Source organism: Micromonospora sp. U21, assembly GCF_018070045.1.
Taxonomy (GTDB): domain Bacteria; phylum Actinomycetota; class Actinomycetes; order Mycobacteriales; family Micromonosporaceae; genus Micromonospora.
The window spans coordinates 157,228-173,207 of record NZ_JAGPYK010000013.1 but is presented as its reverse complement, the minus strand read 5'-3'; the positions used below and the strand labels follow the sequence as shown (position 1 = coordinate 173,207).

The 15,980-nt window shown below is 73.1% G+C and carries 13 protein-coding genes; 7 read left to right on the top strand and 6 right to left on the bottom strand.

The genetic code is table 11. From position 1 onward, the window contains the following. Positions 1–287: 287 nt before the first annotated feature. On the top strand, positions 288–1,307 hold the full coding sequence (locus KBX63_RS19100; protein ID WP_210912577.1) for a GNAT family N-acetyltransferase: 1,020 nt from the start codon (positions 288–290) through the stop codon (positions 1,305–1,307). Positions 1,308–1,316: 9 nt separating this feature from the next. Here KBX63_RS19100 and KBX63_RS19095 read toward each other — a convergent pair whose 3' ends face one another. Then, positions 1,317–1,610: a hypothetical protein gene (locus tag KBX63_RS19095; RefSeq protein WP_210912576.1), complete on the bottom strand. Its 294-nt coding sequence runs from the start codon at positions 1,608–1,610 to the stop codon at positions 1,317–1,319. A 318-nt stretch (positions 1,611–1,928) separates the two neighbouring features. Between KBX63_RS19095 and paaN the strand changes: the two genes are divergently transcribed. Then, a complete protein-coding gene (gene paaN / locus KBX63_RS19090) occupies positions 1,929–3,602 on the top strand; it encodes a phenylacetic acid degradation protein PaaN (protein WP_210912575.1) in 1,674 nt (557 codons plus the stop codon). A 182-nt stretch (positions 3,603–3,784) separates the two neighbouring features. On the opposite strand, the gene KBX63_RS19085 is transcribed toward paaN, so the two are convergent. After that, positions 3,785–4,315: a GNAT family N-acetyltransferase gene (locus KBX63_RS19085; RefSeq protein WP_210912574.1), complete on the bottom strand. Its 531-nt coding sequence runs from the start codon at positions 4,313–4,315 to the stop codon at positions 3,785–3,787. A 303-nt stretch (positions 4,316–4,618) separates the two neighbouring features. Here KBX63_RS19085 and KBX63_RS19080 point away from each other — a divergent pair, with 303 nt between their 5' ends. From KBX63_RS19080 to groL, 3 genes are all read left to right on the top strand, one after another. Then, complete coding sequence (locus KBX63_RS19080; RefSeq protein ID WP_089018748.1) at positions 4,619–4,822, top strand: cold-shock protein; 204 nt, start codon at positions 4,619–4,621, stop codon at positions 4,820–4,822. 348 nt (positions 4,823–5,170) lie between these two features. Continuing rightward, positions 5,171–6,163 carry a hypothetical protein gene (locus KBX63_RS19075; RefSeq protein ID WP_247662641.1) on the top strand — a complete coding sequence of 331 codons (993 nt, stop codon included), beginning with the start codon at positions 5,171–5,173 and terminating at the stop codon, positions 6,161–6,163. Between the two features lie 274 nt (positions 6,164–6,437). Next, a complete protein-coding gene (groL, locus tag KBX63_RS19070) occupies positions 6,438–8,060 on the top strand; it encodes a chaperonin GroEL (RefSeq protein ID WP_210912572.1) in 1,623 nt (540 codons plus the stop codon). Positions 8,061–8,116: 56 nt separating this feature from the next. Here groL and KBX63_RS19065 read toward each other — a convergent pair whose 3' ends face one another. From KBX63_RS19065 to KBX63_RS19055, 3 genes are all read right to left on the bottom strand, one after another. After that, entirely contained in the window at positions 8,117–8,362 is a 246-nt protein-coding gene (locus tag KBX63_RS19065) for a hypothetical protein (RefSeq protein ID WP_210912571.1), read from the bottom strand. A gap of 85 nt (positions 8,363–8,447) precedes the next feature. After that, entirely contained in the window at positions 8,448–9,383 is a 936-nt protein-coding gene (locus KBX63_RS19060; protein WP_210912570.1) for a GNAT family N-acetyltransferase, read from the bottom strand. A 99-nt stretch (positions 9,384–9,482) separates the two neighbouring features. Next, on the bottom strand, positions 9,483–11,963 hold the full coding sequence (locus KBX63_RS19055) for a S8 family serine peptidase (RefSeq protein ID WP_210912569.1): 2,481 nt from the start codon (positions 11,961–11,963) through the stop codon (positions 9,483–9,485). An 80-nt stretch (positions 11,964–12,043) separates the two neighbouring features. Between KBX63_RS19055 and KBX63_RS19050 the strand changes: the two genes are divergently transcribed. Continuing rightward, positions 12,044–13,861, top strand: a complete 1,818-nt coding sequence (locus KBX63_RS19050) for a glycerol-3-phosphate dehydrogenase/oxidase (RefSeq protein WP_210912591.1) — start codon at positions 12,044–12,046, stop codon at positions 13,859–13,861. A gap of 88 nt (positions 13,862–13,949) precedes the next feature. Next, entirely contained in the window at positions 13,950–14,486 is a 537-nt protein-coding gene (locus KBX63_RS19045) for a hypothetical protein (protein WP_210912568.1), read from the top strand. Positions 14,487–14,522: 36 nt separating this feature from the next. On the opposite strand, the gene KBX63_RS19040 is transcribed toward KBX63_RS19045, so the two are convergent. Continuing rightward, a complete protein-coding gene (locus KBX63_RS19040) occupies positions 14,523–15,923 on the bottom strand; it encodes an FAD-binding oxidoreductase (RefSeq protein WP_210912567.1) in 1,401 nt (466 codons plus the stop codon). Between the last annotated feature and the right edge of the window lie 57 nt (positions 15,924–15,980).

Here is a 15,980-nt window from a genome sequence, read left to right as displayed (position 1 = left end):
GGGTGGGCGGGTGGGGGAGGGGGGATCGCCCGGATGGGGGATCGGGCTGATCCGCCGGGTAACTGGCTTTTCGCTGTGAGTGTGGAAAACCCGCCGCTCTGGACTTGACGGCAGGAACCGGACGGCGCAAGATGCTCCGTGCGGGAGGGCATTTCGCCGGAGACTTTTGAAGTTCTTGCGACCCAACGCCGGAGGCGTTGTGCGAGTGTCCCTCCCGACCACGTCCGATCGGGCCAGCGATTAAATTCGCTGGCCCGATCGCTTTTCCGGGGTGCACGCTCAGCGGCATGACCATCACCATCGCGTCGTTCGACGGCGCCGACCGGGCCGCGGTCGACGAGGCGTACCGGATCGGCGCGGCGGCCAACGACGCCGACCTGCCGGACTTCCCGCCCTTCTGCCGGCGACGTTTCGACGCGTTCTTCCACACGCCGATGCCCGGCCCCGACACCCTCTGGGCGTTGGCCCGGTTGGACGGCGTGCCGGCCGGCTACCTCCAGCTCGAGCTGCCGCAGCTCGACAACACCGACAACGCCACCGCCGAGCTGATGGTGCATCCGGAGCTGCGGCGGCGGGGCCTCGGCCGGGCACTCCACGAGTACGGGGTGCGCCTGCTGCGTGAGCACGGACGCAAGCGGGTGGTCGCGATGACCGTCTCGACGCTGCCCGGCGGGCCTGCCCGATCGGTGGCCGGCGACGCGTTCGCCGCCGCGACGGGAGCTCAGGCCGCCCTGACCGAGGTGCGCCGCCGGCTCGAGGTCGACAACATCGACCGGGCCGCGCTGAGGGCGGCGCTGGCCGAGGCCCACACCCTGGCCGGGGGCTACCAGTCGGTCTGCTGGCAGGGCGCGACCCCGCAGGAGTACGTCGCGGACGTCGCCTACCTGGACGGCCGGCTGCTCATGGACGCGCCCATGGGGGACGTGCAGTGGGAGCCGGAGCGGGTGGACGCCGAGCGGGTCCGGGGCACCGAGCGGGCGTTGGACGCCCGGGGCCGGCGGCGCTACCACCTCGGGGTGCGGCACGAGGCGTCCGGCCGGCTGGTCGCCTGGACCCTGCTGGACGTGGGCGCGTCCGCGGACTGGCACGCGTTCCAGCAGATCACCATCGTCGATCCGGACCACCGCGGGCACCGCCTCGGCCTGCTCACCAAGATCGAAAACCTGCACCACCTGCTCACTCACGAGCCGGCGGTGCGCGTGATCGACACCTTCAACGCGGCCAGCAACAGCTACATGGTGGCGATCAACGAGCGGCTCGGCTTCCGCCCGGTGGACTCCTGGACCGACTGGCAGCTCACCCTCTGATCCGGGCGGTCACCCGTCCGGCCGGTCCAACTGTCCGGTCAGGTCGCGGATCGCGACGTGGAAGTCCTCGTCGGGGATGAACCGGTGCCCGTGCACCGGGGGCGGCACGGTGTCGGTCGGCGGGATGAGCAGGCCCTCGGGATCCCGTACCCGGCGGTCCACCCGGACCGCCGGATCGTCGGGCGTGGCGGGCGTCGGGGCGAACCGGGAAGACCCGGCAGTACCGGTTCCCCAGGGGGGGGAGGCGTAGGTGAGCAGCGCGACCCGTCGCCGGCACTCCTCGGGGAGCTGAAGCACGGTCACCGCGCTCAGCACGCTGCCGTGGCTCTGGGGACCGCCCGCTCGACGTAGCAGGGCGGGGCGAGCGGGTGCGCGGCGCGCGGCCAGAAGGTGGCCAGGTCCCGGATCCCCACGCGTCGCCCTTTCCTGGCCAGAGCCCGGCGGATACCCGCTGCCGCCGGGGCCAACCCCGGTCCTCCGCGCGGCACTGCGCGGCCGGGCACCGGAACAGCCCCGCGTGGCGACGGCCGTCAGCCCATCCGCTGGCCGGGGATGCCGGCTGCTGCGCTGTCGGGCATTGGCGCTTCTGCTCCCGGACACGGCTGCGGCATGATGGCGGGCATGACGGAGACCCCGCATCCCCTGTACGACAGGCATGCCGACACCCTCAACCGTGCGCTGACCGCGATCACGGAGCGGGGCTACTGGTCCGCCTATCCCGAGTCCCCCAGCCCTCGCGTGTACGGCGAGACCGCCGCCGCCGACGGTAAGGCCGCCTTCGAGGCGTACCTGGGTGGCGACTTCCCGCTCGACCAGCCGGGCACCGGCGACCGGGTCGCCACCGAGGCGAGCCCGTTCGGCGTGGAGCTGGCGGTGCGCTACCCGCACGCCGGCCCCGACGAGCTGGTCACCGCCGCCACCGCCGCGCTCCCGTCGTGGCGCGACGCCGGCCCGCAGGTCCGGGTGGGCGTCTGCCTGGAGATCCTCGACCGGCTGCACAAGCACATCTTCGAGTTGGCCAACGCGGTGCAGTTCACCAGCGGGCAGGCGTTCGTGATGGCCTTCCAGGCCGGCGGCGCGCACGCGCTGGACCGGGCCCTGGAGGCGCTGGCGTACGCGTACGCCGAGATGACCCGGCACCCGGGGACGGCCGGCTGGGAGAAGGCCGCCGGCAAGGGCGACCCGCTGCGGATGACCAAGACGTTCCACGTGGTGCCGCGTGGGGTGGCGCTGGTGATCGGCTGCAACACCTTCCCGACCTGGAACTCGTACCCGGGGCTGTTCGCCTCGCTGGTCACCGGCAACCCGGTGGTCGTCAAGCCGCACCCGCGCGCGGTGCTGCCGCTGGCCATCACGGTGAAGTACGCCCGGGAGGTGCTCGCCGAGGCAGGCTTCGACCCGAACCTGATCATGCTGGCCGCCGAGGCGCCCGGCGAGAAGCTCGCCAGCGACCTGGCCCTGCACCGGTCCGTGAAGATCGTCGACTTCACCGGTTCCACCGAGTACGGCGAGTGGCTGGAGACGCACGCCCGGCAGGCGGCGGTCTACACCGAGAAGGCCGGGCTGAACACGGTGGTGATCGACTCCACCGACGACTTCGCCGGCCTGTGCCGCAACCTCGGCTTCACGCTGACCCTCTACAGCGGCCAGATGTGCACCACCTCACAGAACATCCTCATCCCGGCCGGCGGCATCGAGACCGACCAGGGGCACAAGAGCTTCGACGAGGTGGCCGGCGGGATCGCCGCGGCGGTCGGCAAGCTGACCGCCGACCCGGCCCGGGGCGTGGAGCTGACCGGCGCCATCGTCAACGACGGGGTGCTGGAGCGGCTGGCCGAGGTGACCAAGGTCGGCGAGCCGGTGCTGGAGTCCCGGGCGGTGGCGCACCCGGCGTACGCCGACGCGGTGGTGCGTACCCCGACCATCGTGAAGCTGGCCGCGGACGACGCGGAGACCTACGGCCGTGAGTGGTTCGGGCCGATCTCGTTCGCCATCGCCACCGAGTCCACGGCGCACAGCCTGGAGCTGCTGCGCCGGACGGTCGGCGAGATGGGCGCGCTCACCGCGGGTGTCTACTCCACCGACGAGGCGGTGCTGGACGCGACCGAGGCGGTGGCGGTCGAGGTCGGGGTGCACCTGTCCTGCAACCTGACCGGCGGGGTCTTCGTGAACCAGTCGGCGGCCTTCTCCGACTTCCACGGCAGCGGCGCCAACCCGGCGGCCAACTCCGCGCTGACCGACGGGGCGTACGTGGCCAACCGGTTCCGGATCGTGCAGTCGCGTCGGCCGGTCTGATCCTGGTTCTTGGTTGCTGTTGGGGTTTCCGGGGGGAGCCCACCCGCTCCAGGCGGTCAGGCTTGATCCTTCCGCGGGCGGGCTCCCCCCGGAAACCCTCTCGGGGCACGTTCGGTCGGACGCAGCCGGCTCTTGGAAACATCACCGGGGTCTTGCCTCTGGAATGGTTTTCGAGGTTCGGGTCAGGCGGGTCGGCGCATCTGGAGTTCCGTCAGCGCCGGGATGGTGGGGTGCGGCACCCGCACGCCGGTGTCGACGAAGCCGATCCGCTGGTACGCCCGGTAGGCCCGGTCGTTGCCGACCACCACCTCCAGCATCAGCTCGGGCCTCCCGCACGCCCGTGACCAGGCCGCCACCGCGTCGACCAGCTCCGCGAGCAGCCCGCCGCCCCGCCAGCCGGGGGTCACGTAGACCGCGTAGATGACGGTGAGGCCGGACTCGGTCGGGGTGACCGTGCCTCCGGCGTGCCCGACCAGCCGGCCGCCCGGGTCGGCGATGAACTGCGCGGTGTCGGATCCGACCGAGGTGTACGCGATCCGGGCGGCGTAGTCGGCGTGCGGTCGGGCCGCCGCGTCGGCCACGGTCTCCAGGAAGGCCAGCGGCGCGTCGGCGAGCATCTCCAGGCGCAGCGCACGCATCCGTGCGGCGTCCGCCGGCCGGACCCGGCGAATCTCCGCCTGCCGTGCGGCGGCCCCGCGCGGATCGGTGGTCATGCCCGCATGCCTACCACAGCGGCGGCCGCGACCCCGACCGCGCCGGTCGCCCTCAGCCGGCACAGTCATGGGCGTGAATCCGGCTGATCGGAAACCGGGTCCACCACCGCCGCCCGGAATGGCGTCGACGCGATCGAAATATGCCCGATTTGTGGTCGTGCGTGGCCGTCACTCCTCGTGTAGCGTGCGATTTCGGTCACCCGTTTCAGCGGCCGTCATCGATCGCCGGAGCGGTTGCCCGGAGGCGCCCGGCCGTGCCGCGCGCCTGGGCAGGCAACGCCGCGCAGAGTGAGGAAGTGCACCGTGGCACAGGGCACCGTTAAATGGTTCAACTCCGAAAAGGGCTACGGCTTCATCGCCGTCGACGGCGGTCAGGACGTGTTCGTCCACTTCTCTGCGATCGAGATGGACGGCTACAAGGCGCTGGACGACGGGCAGCGAGTGGAGTTCGATATCGCGCAGGGCCAGAAGGGCCCGCAGGCGGAGCGGGTGCGCGTCATCGCCTGAGTGGGCCAACGCCAGCGAGGCCCTGAGGGGCCGGGACTGCGTCACGCGGCCGGACCCTGGAAGATCGTGAACCATTCCAGCCGTCGCTGAGGAGGGTTCATGTCCGACCAGCCGCCCCCGGCCGCCCCACCCCCGGGTCAGCCCGACCCGCCCGGTCCGCATTCCGGTGGCGTCAACCCGTCCGGCCCGCACCCGGACGAGCGGGGCCCGACGGGTCCGCCTCCGACTGGTGATTCGACCGGGCCGTCCCCCTGGGGCCCGCCGCCGGGCACCCCTCCCGGCTGGGACCCGAGCGTGCCCTCGGCCGAAGGCCCGCCGCCGGGCACCCCTCCCGGCTGGGACCCGAGCGTGCCATCCGCGTGGGGGCCGCCACCGGGCGCGCCGCCGCAGGGCTGGGTGTTCCCGCCCACCGGCGGCTACCCGATCGGCGCCGGGCCGTACGGCGGGCAGCCCTGGTACCCGGGGCCGCCGGCCGCCGGGTGGTATCCGCCCGGGCTCGATCCGGCCGACCGGCTGGTCACCCCACCCGGGGCCGGGCTGAGCGGGTGGTTCGACCGGTGCGCGGGCGCGGTCCGGCGCGGCTGGAGACTGCTGCTGCCCATCCTGCTGCTCACGCAGGTGCTGCCGGCGGCGGTGCTGTCGGTGCTCTCGCTCGGGCTGGACCCGACCGCGAAGTGGGAGACGACCGCCGCCGAGGAGTCGACCTCGCTGCCCGACACCTTCTTCATCGACCTGGCCACCATGTTCCTGGTGCTCATCGGCGGCAGCCTGCTGATCGGGTTGGTGCAGGCCGTGGGCTGGGCGGCCGGCACCTGGGTGATCACCCGTCAGGCGGCCGGTGAGCCGGTCAGCCTGGGCGACGCGCTGCGCTACGGCCTGCGCCGCGCGCTCGGGCTCTGGGGCTGGACGCTCCTGATCGGCGTGATCATCGGCGTGGGCGTCTGCTTCTGCGTCCTGCCCGGCATCTACCTCGCCTTCGCGCTCAGTATGGCCGGGCCGGTCTATCTCTTCGAGCGGCAGAACCCGATCGGCCGGTCGTTCCGGATGTTCCACGACCGGCTGGGGCTGCTGCTGGGACGGGTGGCGCTGGTGGCGGCGGCGGTGATCGTCGGCACTCTGGTCGCCAGCGTGCTGGAGGGGGTCGGCAGCGCTCCGTTCGGGGTCGATCCACTCGCCACCCCGGGTTCCGCGATCGGCGTGGTGCTGGTGATCGCCGTCAGCGCGGTGCTGGCCCTTCCCGCTCATCTCGTGCAACTGGTGGGGCTGCTGGTGACGTACGCCGAGCAACGGGCCCAGGAGGGGCCGGTGAACGCCGCCGGACTAGCCGCGGAACTCGGCTGACCGAGGCGATCGTGCTTGCACTCGGCAGGGGAGAGTGCTAAACAAGTCATTGGCACTCGCATACCGTGAGTGCCAATGGTCGGGACGGTGGGGCCACGGTCGCGCCGGCGCGGAGACGCCGGGGTGACACATGGCCGGTCGTCGCGGGCTATCCGGCCCGGCCGAAGGACGTCGTCGTCGCCAGGTGGCGACGTCCCAAGGTGCGTACACCAGGCGGCCCATCCGGGGGGAAACATCTCGGGTGGCCCGTGAGTGTCCAGGAGGACAACGCCGTATGGCCAAGATGATCGCGTTCGACGAAGAGGCGCGCCGCGGCCTCGAGCGGGGCATGAACCAGCTCGCCGACGCCGTAAAGGTGACCCTCGGCCCCAAGGGCCGCAACGTCGTGCTCGAGAAGAAGTGGGGTGCCCCCACCATCACCAACGATGGTGTGAGCATCGCCAAGGAGATCGAGCTCGAGGACCCGTACGAGAAGATCGGCGCTGAGCTGGTCAAGGAGGTCGCCAAGAAGACCGACGACGTTGCCGGTGACGGCACGACGACGGCGACCGTCCTGGCCCAGGCCCTGGTTCGCGAGGGCCTGCGCAACGTGGCCGCTGGCGCCAACCCGATGGCCCTGAAGCGGGGCATCGAGGCCGCGGTCGCGAGCGTCTCTGAGGAGCTGTCCAAGCTCGCCAAGGACGTCGAGACCAAGGAGCAGATCGCCTCCACCGCCTCCATCTCTGCTGGCGACGGCACCGTCGGCGAGATCATCGCCGAGGCGATGGACAAGGTCGGCAAGGAAGGCGTCATCACCGTCGAGGAGAGCAACACCTTCGGGCTGGAGCTGGAGCTCACCGAGGGTATGCGCTTCGACAAGGGCTACATCTCGGCCTACTTCATGACCGACCCGGAGCGTATGGAGGCCGTCTTCGACGACCCGTACATCCTGATCGCCAACAGCAAGATCTCGTCGGTGAAGGACCTGCTCCCGATCCTCGAGAAGGTCATGCAGTCGGGCAAGTCGCTGCTGATCATCGCCGAGGACCTGGAGGGCGAGGCCCTGGCCACCCTGGTGGTCAACAAGGTTCGGGGCACCTTCAAGTCGGTCGCCGTCAAGGCGCCGGGCTTCGGTGACCGCCGCAAGGCCATGCTGACCGACATCGCCATCCTCGCCGGTGGCCAGGTCATCAGCGAGGAGGTCGGCCTCAAGCTCGACGCCGCCAGCGTCGACATGCTGGGCCGCGCCCGCAAGGTCGTGGTGACCAAGGACGAGACCACCATCGTCGACGGTGCCGGCGACGCCGAGCAGATCCAGGGCCGGGTCAACCAGATCCGGGCCGAGATCGACAAGAGCGACTCCGACTACGACCGGGAGAAGCTGCAGGAGCGGCTGGCCAAGCTGGCCGGCGGCGTTGCGGTGATCAAGGTCGGCGCGGCCACCGAGGTCGAGCTCAAGGAGCGCAAGCACCGCATCGAGGACGCCGTTCGCAACGCGAAGGCTGCCGTCGAGGAGGGCATCGTCCCGGGTGGTGGCGTCGCGCTGGTGCAGGCCGGCAAGACCGCCTTCGACAAGCTGGACCTGGTCGGCGACGAGGCGACCGGTGCCAACATCGTCAAGGTCGCGCTGGACGCCCCGCTGCGGCAGATCGCCGTCAACGCCGGCCTCGAGGGCGGCGTCGTGGTGGAGAAGGTTCGTAACCTCGAAGCGGGTCACGGCCTCAACGCCGCCAACGGCGAGTACGTCGACCTGCTGGCCGCGGGCATCATCGACCCGGCCAAGGTGACCCGGTCGGCGCTGCAGAACGCCGCTTCCATCGCGGCGCTCTTCCTCACCACCGAGGCCGTCGTCGCGGACAAGCCGGAGAAGACCCCGGCTGCCCCGGCTGGCCCGGGTGGCGGGGACATGGACTTCTGAGTCCAGTTCCGACACGGAACGGGGCGGGCCGCTGACGCGGTCCGCCCCGTTCGTCGTCAGGTGGGTAGCGGACGCTGATTGCGCCGCTTATGCGCCCGGTCGTACGGCGGGGGCAGTTGGATCGGTGCGTCCACCATTTCCTGTGGCTCCTCGGCCACCGGCTCGCCGTTGGTGCTCATCTCGGCCAACTGCTCGGCGTCGCCGTAGTCGAGCCGGTCGCACGGCAGTTGGCCGGGGAGTTCGCCGACCGGTTTCCAGGTGACGGGCGGGCCGTCCTCGGTCTGGTCGTCATCCGTGGTCATGGCTGCCTCCTCTACCGAAACGGTAGGGGGCGTCGATGCCCGACGCGGGCGAATGGCATTATCTGGGTCTATATCCTATTCGCCCTTATTTAGCGTCCAGTGTCCGCCGGTACAGGAAAAAGACCCGCTCGATCCGGGCGCCGGCGCTGCCGGAGTAGAACGGCACCGGCCCCACCCAGCCGATCTGGGCCCGGTCCAGCCCCGATTCCCGCTGATCACGCAGACAGCGACGCAGCAGCACCCCGCCAATGCCCGAACCCTCGGCGGCCGGCGCGGTGCCCATCGGCCCGAACCAGCTCGGCCGGGACGACCCGTACGCGGCGAAACCGAGCAGCTCGCCCTCCCGCTCCGCCAGGTGGCAACCGGCGCCGTCGCGACCCACCGACCCGGCCAACTCGCCGTCCCACGCACCCCCGAAGGTGGACCGGGCGAACGCCGCCAGCGCCGGCAGGTCCGTCGGCTCCGCCCGGCGTACCGTGATCCCCCGCCCGGCCAGCCGCCGCTCCGCCGCCTCGGTGGACCGCAACGCCGGCGACCCGTCGTACGACAGGTCGGCGGTCATGTTCCAGGCGGTCCGGTCCTGCTGGTAGCCGAGCGCCAGGGCGGCGCAGACCGCCGGCGTGTAGCGCACGTCGATGCCCGGCCAGGCGTAGTACGGCGGGTTCCCGGCCAGCAGCACCTCGGTCACCCCGAGCTCGGCGAGCACCCGTTCGGCCCGCTTCAGCAGTGCCCGTCCGACGCCCCGACGACGGTGCTCGCGAAGCACCGCGACCAGGTCCACGTGCCCGAGAGTCGGGTCGGCCGACGACACCGAACAGAGCAGCACCCCGACCAGATCCGTCCCCCGGTACGCGCCCAGCCCGACCACCAGCCGGTCGGCGGCGGCCCGCCGCCAGAGCGCGTCCACGATGGAGGCGGCCTCGACGGCGTCCTCGGGCAGATCGAGCGCCTGCGTACAGAGCCGCACCGCGGCGGCAGCCAGGTCGGGGGTCAGCTCGGTAACGGTGATGTCGGCGTCCATGGTGGCCGACCCTAGATCACCGGGTGTTGGTTCGTACTTCCGCCCGTCGTGTCAATAGGGGCCCTTCTACTACCGCAGGCGTCAATAAGGTGCCCTTCCTTACTGCTGGGCGGCGCGGACGGCGGCGTACGCGTCGACCTGGCCGGCCCCCGTGACGTTCGCTGGGCCGCCGCAGGCGTCGGCCGGGTTGCTGGAGCGGTAGGTCGGCACGGCCGGCGTCGCGGTGTCCCGCAGGATCTGCCGGGTCCGGGCCAGGTCGCCGACCAGCGCCGGGTTGGCCGACCACATCAGCGCGACCACCCCGGCCACCTGCGGGGTCGCCATCGAGGTGCCATCGAGTGCGGCGTACCCGCCGCCCGGCATGGCCGACACCACGCCCACGCCCGGCGCCAGCACGTCCGGTTTGCCCGGGCCACCCGGCACCGGCCCGCGCGAGGAGAACTGGGCCACCCGCCGCTGTGCGTCGACCGCGCCCACGGTCAGCACGTCCGAATACGGCGCTGGTGGGTCGTCGATCGACGCGCACCACGGGCCGGTGTTGCCGGCGGCGGCGACCACGAAGATCCCGGCGGCGTCCAGCGCGGCGGTGGCCGGCCGCAGCACGGTCCGGTCGCAGCCCTCGATGGGCGGGCAGCCCCACGAGTTGGTCAGCACCTGTGGGGCCCGTTCCGGCCGGCCGTCGGTGAACGGGTCGCCGCCGGTCGGGAAGGGTGCCAGCATGAACTGGAGGCAGTCCAGGTAGTGGCCCGGGCTGCCCAGGTTTCGGTCCAGGTTGACGCAGCCCACCCACTGCGCGTCGGGCGCCACCCCGATGCCGCCCCGACCGACCGCGCTGCCCACCGTGTGGGTGCCGTGTCCGCCCTGGTCGGTCGGGGTCCGGGTGCCGTCCCACGGGTCGTACCAGGAGTCGTCCGCGCCGCGGAACCCGGCCCGCAGCGCCGGATGGGTGCCGTCCACACCCGAATCCGAACTGCCCACCACCATGCCCGCGCCGGTCACGCCGAGCTGCGACCAGACCCGGTCGGCGCCGAGTTGGCGGATGTTCCACTCCGGGCCGGTCGGCGCGGCCGCGGTACCCCGGTTCTGCCCGGCCGGGGCCGGCAGTGGCCGCAGTCGCTGGCTGACCAGCACCCGTGCCACCTCCGGACGGCGCGCCAGCCAGGCCCGCACCGCCGGACCGCCGTCCACCTCGACCGCGTTCACCAGGTAGTACGGCACCGGATCGAGTCGCAGACGGGTCAGCTCCCGGCGCAGGTCGGTCTGGCTCCGGTCGGCGGTGGTCACGAGTCGCCGGTACACCTCAGCCGCCCGGGTGTCCCGTCCGGCCCGGCCCGGTGCGCCCGCCGGCAGGCCGGTCAGGTCGGCCTGCTCGCGCAGCACCACGAGCAGCCGCTCGCCGTGCAGGCCGGGCTGACCGGGCCCGAGGTCGACCACGCCCACCGCGACCAGCAGCACCACCGCGGTGAACGCGGCGACCCGCCGGTTCGGGGTACGGGCCCCCGGTCGGGCCAGCAGCACCGCGTATCCGATGGCGACCAGGGCCGCGGCGGCCAGCCCGGCACCGGCGGCGGCCGCCACCCAGAACGGCACGTCGCGGGTGCCGATCAACAGCAGGGTGATCTCTTCCGGGTCGGTGAAGGCCAGCGGGCCGATCATGGCCAGACCCACCAGCCAGCCGGTAGCGGCCCGGCCGGCGTGCACGGCGTCCGTCGCCCGGTCGGGCGCGTCCGCCGCCCCGTCGGCGGCCGGTCGCCAGGTCGCGGCCCACAGGGCGGCCAGTGCGAAACCCACCGGCGGCACGGTCAGCAACGCGGGTAGCTGCGCACCGGACTGGCCGGCGCCGGCGGCGAGCAGCAGCAGCGCCACCCCGGCGACCAGGCCGCCGACCAGCACCAACCGGGCCGGCCGGGGCGGCTCGCCGACCGCGAACCGGGACCAGAAGGGGGCGTCCAGCAGCGTCGCGGCGAGCACCCCCAGCGCGGCCGCCGCCAACAGGGCCAGCGCGGTCTCCAGCAGCCCACCGAGCGCGCCCAGCCAGACCCAGGGCAGCAGCAGCGCCAGCCCGGCGGCGACCGCGAGCAGCGGCACCGGGCCGGTCGCCGCGCGGGCTCCCGGGCCGGCCGGCCCGGCGGACGCCGACCGGCGTGCCGACCAGCGCAGGACCAGCGCGGTGAGCGCCGCCGCACCGGCCAGCGCGGCCAGGTACGCCTCGTGGTGCACCGGCGGCACGATCCGCAGCAGCGTGAGCACCCCGAGCGCGAGCGCCGCGGCCAGCCAGGCTCGCCCGGTGGCCCGGACCGCGGCCGAACGGGGCAGCAGGGCGAGCAGCAGCGCCGGCGTGCCCACCAGTGCGACGGTGGCCAGGCCCAGCACCGGCCAGAGCCAGCCCACCTGGTCCCGCCCGAAGCCCAGCAGCACCTGGTCGGTGACCCAGCCACCCGCCTGGGTGGCCACGGTCACCGCCACTGTCCAGCCGCCGGCCAGCACGGCCGCGACCACCGGCCACGGGTTGGACCGGCTCGGGAGCGACGGCTGGTAGGGCGGCGGTTGACCAGCGGGTGACGGAGAGCCGACCTGCATGACTCGCACAGTACGGGGCGGGCGGCGCATGTCGACACGCTGGCCACGGCGGTTACGGTGGACAGGTGCGCGACCCCAACATCTCCCGCTCCGTGGCCGGGCAGCTCTCGCCGGTGCGCCGGGCCGCCGACCTGCGCCGACTCCGCGCGGAGCGCTTCGACGTGCTGGTCATCGGGGGTGGGGTGACCGGTGCCGGCGCTGCCCTGGACGCGGCGTCCCGGGGTCTGAAGGTGGCACTGGTCGAGGCGCGCGACCTCGCCGCGGGCACCTCCAGCCGGTCCAGCAAGCTCATCCACGGCGGCCTGCGCTACCTGGAGCAGTTGGAGTTCCATCTGGTCCACGAGGCGCTCACCGAGCGGGGCCTGCTGGCCACCCGGCTCGCGCCGCACCTGGTCCGCCCGGTGCCGTTCCTGGTGCCGCTGCCGGCCGACAGCGGGCTGCGGGGTCTGCCCGCCCGCATCTTCCGCCGCTCGTACTACGGCGCCGGCGTGGCCACCTACGACGCCTTCGCCGGTGTCTTCGGCGGTGGCCGCGGTATGCCGCTGCACCGGCACCTGACCCGGGAGGGGGCCCGGCGGATCTTCCCGAGCCTGCGGGCCGACGCGCTGGCCGGAGCGATCCGCTACTACGACGGGCAGGTCGACGACGCCCGGCTGGTCGTCACCCTGGCCCGCACGGCGGCCAGCCTCGGCGCCACGGTGGTGAGCAGCGCCCGCGCGGTGGGGCTGATCCGGCAGGCCCGCGAGGTGACCGGCGTCCGGGTCCGCGACCTGGAGGCGCCGGCCGGCTCTCCGGACGCCGAGTTCGAGGTGCAGGCCCGCACGGTCATCGCCGCCACCGGCGTGTGGAGCGACGACATGTCCCGGATGCTCAACGACGTGGGCCTGCGGCCCGGCGTCCGGGTGCGCGCCTCAAAGGGGGTGCACCTGGTGGTGCCCCGCTCGGCGATCACCGGCGAGACCGGGCTCATCCTGCGTACGGCGAGTTCGGTGCTCTTCGTCATCCCGTGGGGCGGGCACTGGATCATCGGCACCACCGACACCGACTGGCGGCTGGACCGGTCCCACCCGGCGGCGTCGGCCCGCGACATCGACTACCTGTTGCAGCAGGTCAACGCCGTGCTGGACCGGCCCCTGACCACCGCCGACATCGAGGGTGTCTACGCCGGGCTGCGGCCGCTGCTGGCCGGTGAGGCCGACTCCACCTCGAAGCTCTCCCGCGAGCACGCGGTCTTCGAGCCGATGCTCGGGCTGCTGCTGGTCGCCGGTGGCAAGTACACGACGTACCGGGTCATGGCCTCCGACGTGGTGGACCGGGCCGCCCGCCGGCTGGGCGGAGCCCGCCCGTCACGCACCGCCGACCTGCCGCTGCTCGGCGCGGACGGGTACCCGGCCATGTGGCGGGACCGGGCCGACCTGGCCCGGCGGCACGGCGTACCGGTGGGCGTGGTGGAGCATCTGCTGGAGCGGTACGGCACCCTCACCCTGGATCTGCTCGCGCTGATCGACGCCGACCCACTGCTCGCCTCTCCGCTGGCCGGCGCGCCGGAGTACCTGGCCGCGGAGGTCGCCTACGCGGCGCGGGCCGAGGGCGCACTGCACCTGGAGGACGTGCTGACCCGGCGTACCCGGATCTCCTTCGAGACCAGCCACCGGGGGCTCGAGTCGGCGGAGCACACCGCCGAGCTGATGGGCGCGGTGCTCGGGTGGGACGCGGCCACCCGGGCCCGCGAGGTCGAGCACTACCGCGCCCGGGTGGAGGCGGAACGGCAGTCACAGCTGATGCCGGACGACGCTGCCGCGGACGCGGCCCGGCTGGGCGCCCCGGATGTGCGGGGTTACGCGGCCGACCGGGGTGGCGATGACGATCAGGCCGAGTTGCGCCCGTCCGCTCGGTGACGAAAAGAAACGTTACCGAAGGGTAACCATCGATACCGGCCCGGATGGTGGTTTCGGCTGCTATCCACGGTGGGGTAGGTTTCCGCGCGTGCTTTCCCGCGCGCGCTCCCGCCTGCTCATTCCGCTTCTCGCCACGGCGCTCGCCGGTGCCCTCACCGGGTGTTCGCTGCTCGACCGGGACACCCGGGACACTCCGAATGCGCAACCGCCGGTCGGTACGGCAGCCGGCGGGCCGGTGCCCGAGATCCCGACGACGGTCGCCGCGGGTCAGGTCAGCCTCCTGCAGCGGCTCGGCGCGGACGGCCCGATACGCACGCTGAGCGTCGAGCGGGACGGCACGTGGCAGTGCCTCGACTGCGCTGGTGACGGCGTCACCTCCCGCGGCACGCTCGCCCCGGAGCAGACCGAACGGCTCCAGGTCCTGCTGGCCGACCCGAAGCTGGCGAAGGAGACCGATCAGGTCCGGCAGTACCGGGTCACCTGCATCGACGCGCTGACCTCCAGCCTGCTCACCTCCGCCGGGCTGATCACCTCGCAGGACTGCCCGGGCGAGGAGCGCCCGCCGGTCGCCGGGGAGATCCTGCTGCTGCTCACCCAGGCGACCCCGGCCGAGGTCGTCGGCTGATCGCGCACCGGGGCGCCGAGTCGCACCCCGACCTGGTCAGAGCACCTTGCCGGGGTTGAGCAGGCCCGCCGGGTCCAGCGCCGACTTGATCGCCTGGTGCACCCGGACCCCGACCGGGCCGATCTCCCGGGCCAGCCAGTCCCGCTTGAGCAGCCCCACCCCGTGTTCGCCGGTGCACGTGCCGCCCAGATCCAGGCCGAGTCGCATGATCTCGTCGAACGCCCGCCGACCCCGCTCCACGCTCGCCGGGTCGGCGCGGTCGACCACGATGTTCGGGTGCATGTTGCCGTCCCCGGCGTGCCCCACCACGCCGATCGGCACCTCGCACTCCGCCGCGATCCGGGCCACCCCGTCCAGCAGCGCGGCGAGCGAACCGCGCGGCACCGCCACATCGTCGATCACCAGACCGCCGTTGCCATCCGGGTACGCGTCGGCGGCGAACTTCTCCATCGCCGGGTGGGCGAGCCGCCGGGCCTGCAACAGCGCCGCCGCCTCCACCGCGTCGGTGGCCGCGTAGACCTCGTCGGCGCCGGCCGCCTCGCACACCTCAGCGAGGCCGGCCAGGTCGTCGGCGGCCCGGCTGCCGGTGTCCGCGGCGGCCAGCAGCAGGGCCTGCGCGTCCGTCCGCAGCCCCATCGGCTGATACGCCTCGATGGCCCGCAGGTGGGTCTGGTCGAGCAGTTCCAGCAGGCTGGGAGTGAGCCCCCGGGCGGCGATCGCGGCCACCGCCGCGCCGGCCGCCGCGGTGGACGGGAAGACCGCCACCAGGGTCAGCGAGTCGGCCGGTGCGGGCCGCAGCGCCACGGTCACCTCGGTGATCACCCCGAGGGTGCCCTCCGAGCCGACGAAGAGCCGGGTCAGGTCGTAGCCGGCCACTCCCTTGGCGGTACGCCGGCCGGTGCGCAGCACCTCGCCGGAGGCGAGCACCACCTCCAGGCCGAGCACGTACTCGGTGGTCACGCCGTACTTGACGCAGCACATGCCGCCGGCGTTGGTGGCCACGTTGCCGCCGATGGTGGACGACTCCCAGGAGCCGGGGTCCGGCGGGTACCAGAGGCCCTGCCTGCCGACCGCCGCAGCCAGCGTCGCGTTGACCACCCCGGGCTGGACCACCGCGATCCGGCTCACCGGGTCGATCTCCCGGATCTCGTCCATCGCGACGGTGCTCAGCACCACCGCGCCGTCCATCGCGTTCGCCGCGCCGGCCAGCCCGGTCCGCGCGCCCTGCGGCACCACGGGTACGCCGTGTCGGGCCGCCGCCCGGACCACCGCGACCACCTGCTCGGTGCTGCGCGGACGGGTCACCACGAGCGGGGTGCCGGCCGCGCAGAGGTCGGCCTCGTCCCGCTCGTGCACGCGCAGCAGGTCCGGGTCGGTGAGCACGGCGTTCTCGCCCAGTGCGGCGCGCAGCTCGTCGAGAAGTGGGGTGGGGGCCATGCAGCTGAGGCTAGGTCGCCGGCCGCCGATCATCAACATGATCGACTGCGCGGGCTA